Raw genomic sequence first — 6,242 nt, forward strand, 5'->3', positions numbered from 1 at the left:
GGGGGTGACCGGGTCGGCGGCGGCGCGGGCCTGCGCGGCCAGCGCCGCGACCCGGACGGCGTGCCGGCCGCGCTCCTCCTCGGTCACCGTGCGGCGCCGGGCGTGCAGGGCGTCCGCCTCGGCGCCGACGGCGTCGGCGAACGCCTCCACCGCCCACAGCGCGGAGGCCAGGGCGCCGTAGTGCCGGGCCGCGTCCGCGGCGGCGGCCTCGGTCAGCGGCGCTTCCGACCACTGCTCGCGGGCGTGCCGGGCGGCGGCGTCCAGCGCGCCCCGGGCCGCGCCGATCAGCGCGTTGGCCTGGGCGAGCTGGAAGGCCGGGGTGAGGAAGGTGTTGTAGACCCGGGGCACGAAGGTCTTGTCGACGTGGCCGAGCGCCCCGGTCCACGGGATGTTCGCGCCGTCGGCGACCACCGTCCCGGCGGCCAGCGACCGCAGCCCGAACTCCTCGGCGCCGGGCTCGAAGGACAGCCCCAGGTGGTCGCTCATCGCGAGCGCGCTGATCGGGGTGTCGCCGTCCTCCAGGAAGCCCTCCAGGATGGTGATGTCCGACACCGGGTGGCCCAGGACGCGCTCCAGCCGCCCGTGGAACAGCATCTCGCGGCCGGTGTCCTGGATCACCAGGGGCGCCGAGCGGGGCTTCGAGGACCCGCTGTAGAACCACCGGGCCCGGGCCGACACCTCGGCGATGTGCTGGATCTTCTCGTCGGTGCCGATGAACTCGGCGATCGACACCCACACGAAGTGGTGGGCCAGCAGCTCGCCGACCGAGGCGTCGGCCGCCGCGACGGTGCGCACCACCCGGAACGCGGTGGACCAGTCCTGGCCGGCCCCGCCGTACTCGACCGGCCCCAGCAGGGTCACCAGGCCGGACTCCTTCAGCAGCCGGATCTCCCGTACCGGCGGGGTGCCCTCGCGGTCGCGCCGGGCGGCGCCGGGTGCCAGCAGCGCCGCGACCTCCTCGGCCCGCCGCAGCCACGCCTCGGCGGCCTCGGGGACGGCGTCCGTCGTCGTGTCAGTCATGTCTCCCACTTCGTGACGTGCTCGCCGTCCTGCCCGGCGACGTGTTCGGTGTCCTGCTCGGTGTTCTGCTCCGGGGCCTGCTGCGGGTCCTGCCGGGGGTCGTCGCGGCCGGTGACGCCGGCGCCGTGCGCCCCGCCCGAGCCGTCCGTACTGCCCGTACCGTCCGTACCGTCCGCCCTGCCCGAGCCGTCCGTACTGCCCGCACCGTCCGTACCGTCCGCGCTGGGCAGCCGCAGGACGGCGTCCAGCAGGGCCCGGGTGTACGGGTGGGCGGGGGCCTCGAAGATCCGCTCGGTCTCGCCCTCCTCGACGACCGACCCGCCGCGCATGATCAGCACCCGGTCGGCGACCTGCCGCACCACGGCCAGGTCGTGGGTGATGAACAGCAGGGCGATGCCCCGCTCGCGCCGCAGCCGGTCCAGCAGCTCCAGCACCTGCGCCTGCACCGAGACGTCCAGCGCCGAGACCGGCTCGTCGCAGACCAGCACCTGCGGACGGCCCGCCAGCGCCCGGGCGATGGCCACCCGCTGGCGCTGACCGCCGGACAGCTGGTGCGGCCGGCGGGAGAGCAGCTCGGCCGGCAGGCCGACCTGGTCGAGGAGTTCCGCGCACCGCCGGGCCCGCTCGGCGCGCCGCAGTCCCGGCAGCGCCTCGCCGATGATCCGCGCCACGGTGAACCGGGGGTCCGCCGAGGCGTACGGGTCCTGCTGGACGAACTGGATCGCCGAGCGCCCGGCCCGGCGCCGCCGCTCCGGCAGCGCCGACCAGGGCCGCCCGTGCAGCAGCACCTCCCCGGCGTCGGGACGGGACAGACCCATCGCGACCCGCGCCAGCGTGGTCTTGCCCGAGCCGGACTCGCCGACCACGCCCAGCGCCTCGCCCGCCCGCAGGGTGAACCCGACCTCGTCGAGGGCCCTCGGCCCGCCCGGGGCGAAGGACTTGACCAGCCCGCGCCCGGTCAGCACCGGGGCCGCCTCCTCGGCGTCCGGTGCCTCGGCCGGGGCCGGGGCCTGGGCCGGGGCCTGGGCGGGACGGGCCGGCGGGCGGCCCGAGGGCACCGCGTCCAGCAGCATCCGGGTGTACGGGTGCTCCGGGGCGGACAGCACCCGGCCGGTCGGCCCGCTCTCCACCACCTCGCCCCGCCGCAGCACCAGCACCCGGTCCGCCAACTGCGCCACCACCGCCAGGTCGTGACTGACCAGCAGCAGTCCCCGGCCCTCGTCCTTGAGCCGGCCGAGCAGCGCCAGGATCTGCGCCTGGACGATCGCGTCCAGCGCCGTGGTCGGCTCGTCGGCGATCAGCAGCGGGGCGTCGGCGGCCAGCGCGGAGGCGATCAGCGCGCGCTGGCGCAGCCCGCCGGAGAGCTGGTGCGGGTACTGGGTGCGTCGGGCCTCCGGCTCCGGCACGCCCACCGCCGTGAGCAGTTCCACCACCCGGGCGCCGACGTCCGGGCCGGCGGTGCCGCCGAGACGGGCCGCCTCGGCGATCTCGGCGCCGACGGTGCGCAGCGGGTCCAGCGCGGTCAGCGCGTCCTGGAAGACCACGGCGACCCGCCGGCCGCGCACCGCGCGCCACTGCCGTTCGCCGAAGCCGGCGGTGTCCGCCCCGGCGACCTCCAGGGTCCGGGCGGAGACCCGGGCCCTGGCGCCCGCCAGCCCGATGAGGGAACGCGAGGTGACGGACTTGCCCGAGCCGGACTCGCCGACCAGCGCCACGCACTCCCCGGGGCCGATGGCCAGTGACACCCCGTCCACGGCGGGCCGCGGCGCGCCGGGGAACGACACCCGCAGCCCCTCCACCCGCACGAGCGGGCCGGGCACCGGCGCACCGGTGTCCCCGGCCGTCGCCTCCGCACCGGTCGCTTCCGTTGTCGTCGTCGTCATCGCACCGCCCTCAGCTGCAGCGAACGGCCGATCAGCGTGGTGCAGACCACCACGACCGAGACGGCCAGGCCGGGCGAGATCGAGATCCACCAGGCCGTCTGGAGGAAGTCCTTGCCGTCGGCGACCATCGAGCCCCAGTCCGCCTCCGGCGGGACGGGGCCCAGGCCGAGCAGGCTGAGCCCGGAGCCCGAGATGATGGCCGAGCCCAGCCCGATGGAGGCCAGCACCACCAGCGGGCCGCCGACGTTCGGCAGCACGTGCCGCAGCACCGACCGCCAGGCCGGCACCCCCAGCACCCGCGCCGCCTCCACGTACTCCGAGCGCAGCACCAGCCGTGCCTGGCCGCGCACCAACCGGGCGTAGTGGGGCACCCCGGCGATGCCGATGGCGATCGCCACGTTGACCGTGCCGCCGCCCAGAACCGCCACCACCACCAGCGCGAGCAACAGTTCGGGGAAGCCCAGCAGCACGTCCACCACCCGCATCAGGACGAAGTCGACGCGCCGTCCGCCGCAGCCGGCGACCAGGCCGAGCAGCGCGCCGCCGCCCACCCCGATCAGCGTCGCGCCGACCGCGATCAGCAGCGACAGCCGGGTGCCGTGCACCAGCCGCGACCAGACGTCCCGGCCGAGCTGGTCGGTGCCCAGCCAGTGCTCGGCACCGGGCGGGCGCAGCGCCGCCGCGACGTCCGTCGCCGCGGGGGAGTGGGTGGCGAACACCCCGGGGAAGGCCAGGACGAGCGCCACCACGGCCAGCAGGACCAGCGGTGCCAGACGGGCGGGCGAGCGCAGCAGCGCGCCCCGGCGGGCGGCGGCCCCGGCCGGCCGGTCGAGGAGGGCGGTCACCGTGCTCATGCCGTTCCTCCCTCGCGCAGCCGGGGGTCGATCAGCGGGTGGAGCACGTCCACCAGGGTGTTGATGACCACGAACGCCGCGCTGGAGATGACCACCAGGGCGCTGACCACCGGGAGGTCGCGCGAGCCGACAGCGTTGGCCAGCACCCGGCCCAGGCCGGGCCGGGTGAAGATGTTCTCCACCAGCACCGCGCCGCCGAACAGGCTGCCCAGCACGAAGCCGGCCAGCGTGGTCAGCGGCAGCAGCGCGTGCCGCAGGGTGTGCCGCAGCAGCACCGCCGTCGCGCCCAGGCCGCGCGAGCGCGCGGTCAGCACGAACGGGCGGCCGTCGGCGCTCTCCAGCTCCTGGCGGATCACCTGGGCGAGCACCCCGGCCAGCGGCAGCGCCAGCGCCAGCGTCGGCAGCACCAGCGCCGCCGGCCCGTCCGCCCCGATCGAGGGCAGCGCGTGCAGCCGGTAGGAGAACACCGTCAGCAGGATGATGCCCAGCCAGAACGACGGCATCGACACCATCAGCAGCTCGGCGACACCGGCGGCGGCGCGCACCGCCCGGCCCCGGCCGGCCGTCAGGGTGGCCGCCAGCACCGCCAGCACCAGCGCGGTGACCAGCGCGGACACCGCCAGCTCGACGGTCGGGCCGAGCTGGCTGCCGAGCAGCCGCTCGATCGGCTCGTTGAGCTGGTACGACCAGCCGAGGCCGCCGCTCGCCAACCGGGCGAGCTGGCGGCCGTACTGGACGAGCAGCGGGTCGTTCAGGCCGTTCTCGGCGATCACCTGGTCACGCAGGGCCGGGGTGCCGGCGGCGCCCGGCCCGATCAATCCGTCCACGATGTCGCCGGGGGCGAGGTGGAGGGCGAAGAACGTCACCGTGAGCGTCCCCCACACCACCACCAGCCCCGCCGCGAGCCGCCGGGCGACGAACCTGGCCCAGGGCGGCACGTGCCGGGCACTGTTCGACACCTCAGGCCACCCCGATGCCGTAGAAGTCGGTGTTGGCGTCGACGTCCAGGACCAGCCCGTTCACCTTGCCGTGCCGGGCGACGTCCATGGTGGCGATGTAGGCCGGGAAGGAGTACGCCTGCTCGACGATCTTCCGCTGGACCCTGCGGTACAGCTCGGCGCGCCGCTCGGCGTCCACGGTCGCCTCGGCCTCGTCCAGCCAGCCGTCGATCTCGGCGTCCTTGACCCGGCTGCCGTTCGCCCCGCCGCCCCCGAACTGGGACTTGGAGTGGTAGAGGCTGCCCAGCAGGACCGGGTCGGAGCCCTGCCAGGCGAAGGCGAACACGTCGTAGTCGCCCTTGCCGGTGCGCCCGATGGAGCCCGCGGAGTCCAGCGGCACCAGCTTCAGCTCGATGCCGACCTGCTTCAGCGCGTCCTGCACGCCCACGTCGAAGGTGTGGTTCTGGGCCGAGACGAAGGTCTGCACGTACGGCTGCTCGGCGCTGAGGCGCTTGCCGTCCCTGGTGCGGTAGCCGTCGGCGTCCCGCCCGGTCCAGCCGGCCTCGTCCAGCAGCTTCTCCGCCTTCTCCTTGCTGTACTCCCAGGCCGGCTTGGCGAACGACGGCTCGGCGCCGGGGGTGGAGGGCGCCAGCGGCCCCCAGGCCTGCTCGTACTCGCCCTGGAAGACGCCCTTGACGATCCCGGCGAAGTCGATGGCGTGCCGGACGGCCTGCCGGGTGCGCGGGTCGTCGAACGGCGCGCGGGCGGTGTTGAGGTAGTAGGTGTAGGGGACGCCGGGGACCGCCTTGCGGACCACCTCGACGCCGTTGCGGCCGCGCAGGCCGGCCAGCCGGTTGGCGGGGATCAGCTCGGCGGCGTCGACCTGACCGGACGTCAGGGCGCCGACCCGGGAGGCGTCCTCCTTCAGCAGCAGCACGACGATGCTCTCCAGTTTCGCCGGCCCCTGGTGGGCGGCGGTCGGCGGGGCCCAGTCGTAGTCGGAGCGGCGCTTGAACACCGCCTGCTGACCCGGCGTCACCGAGTCGAAGGTGAACGGGCCGGTGCCGACGACGAACGCGCCGCCGGAGGAGAGGTCGCCCGCGTGGTCGCGCAGCGCGACGGGGGAGTGGAAGCCGAGGAAGGTGCTCCCCGCCGAGTTGAGGAACGAGGCGTGGGGGGCCGTCAGGTGCACGGCCACCGTGCGCGGGTCGACCACCTCGGTCTCCTGGTAGGGGCCGAGCAGGCCGGCCGCCCGCTTGGACGCCGTCTTCGCCGCCGTGACGTGCTCGAAGTTCGCCTTCACCGCCGCCGCGTCGAACGGGGTGCCGTCGCTGAAGGTCACGCCGGTGCGCAGGGTGAAGGTGTAGGTGAGGCCGTCGGGCGAGACCGTCCACGACTCGGCCAGCCACGGCTTGACGGTCCCGTCCGGAGCGATCGCGACCAGCGACTCCAGGCACCCGGGCGGACGGGCACCCGGGCGGACGGGCACCCGGTAAACCCGGCCCTCAGCGCACCCAGCGCGCGGGCCGCTTCTCCAGGAACGAGCG

5 protein-coding genes are annotated in these 6,242 nt (G+C 75.4%); all 5 read right to left on the minus strand.

The window, feature by feature from the left end:
• Positions 1 to 1,020 (minus strand): acyl-CoA dehydrogenase family protein (locus ACWDCZ_RS38065; RefSeq protein ID WP_449818328.1); only part of this gene is annotated, 1,020 nt, incomplete at its 3' end.
• Complete coding sequence (locus ACWDCZ_RS38070; RefSeq protein WP_449818329.1) at positions 1,017 to 2,903, minus strand: dipeptide ABC transporter ATP-binding protein; 1,887 nt, start codon at positions 2,901 to 2,903, stop codon at positions 1,017 to 1,019. The genes ACWDCZ_RS38070 and ACWDCZ_RS38065, both read right to left, overlap by 4 nt.
• Positions 2,900 to 3,757 (minus strand): ABC transporter permease, encoded by an 858-nt coding sequence (locus ACWDCZ_RS38075; RefSeq protein ID WP_117486372.1) that lies wholly within the window; start codon positions 3,755 to 3,757, stop codon positions 2,900 to 2,902. The genes ACWDCZ_RS38070 and ACWDCZ_RS38075 overlap by 4 nt, the downstream gene beginning before the upstream one ends.
• Complete coding sequence (locus tag ACWDCZ_RS38080; protein WP_449818330.1) at positions 3,754 to 4,716, minus strand: ABC transporter permease; 963 nt, start codon at positions 4,714 to 4,716, stop codon at positions 3,754 to 3,756. The genes ACWDCZ_RS38075 and ACWDCZ_RS38080 overlap by 4 nt, the downstream gene beginning before the upstream one ends.
• Before the next feature lies 1 nt (position 4,717).
• Positions 4,718 to 6,184 carry an ABC transporter substrate-binding protein gene (locus ACWDCZ_RS38085; protein ID WP_449818331.1) on the minus strand — a complete coding sequence of 489 codons (1,467 nt, stop codon included), beginning with the start codon at positions 6,182 to 6,184 and terminating at the stop codon, positions 4,718 to 4,720.
• Between the last annotated feature and the right edge of the window lie 58 nt (positions 6,185 to 6,242).

The sequence above is a fragment of the Kitasatospora sp. NPDC001225 genome (genome assembly GCF_053597855.1).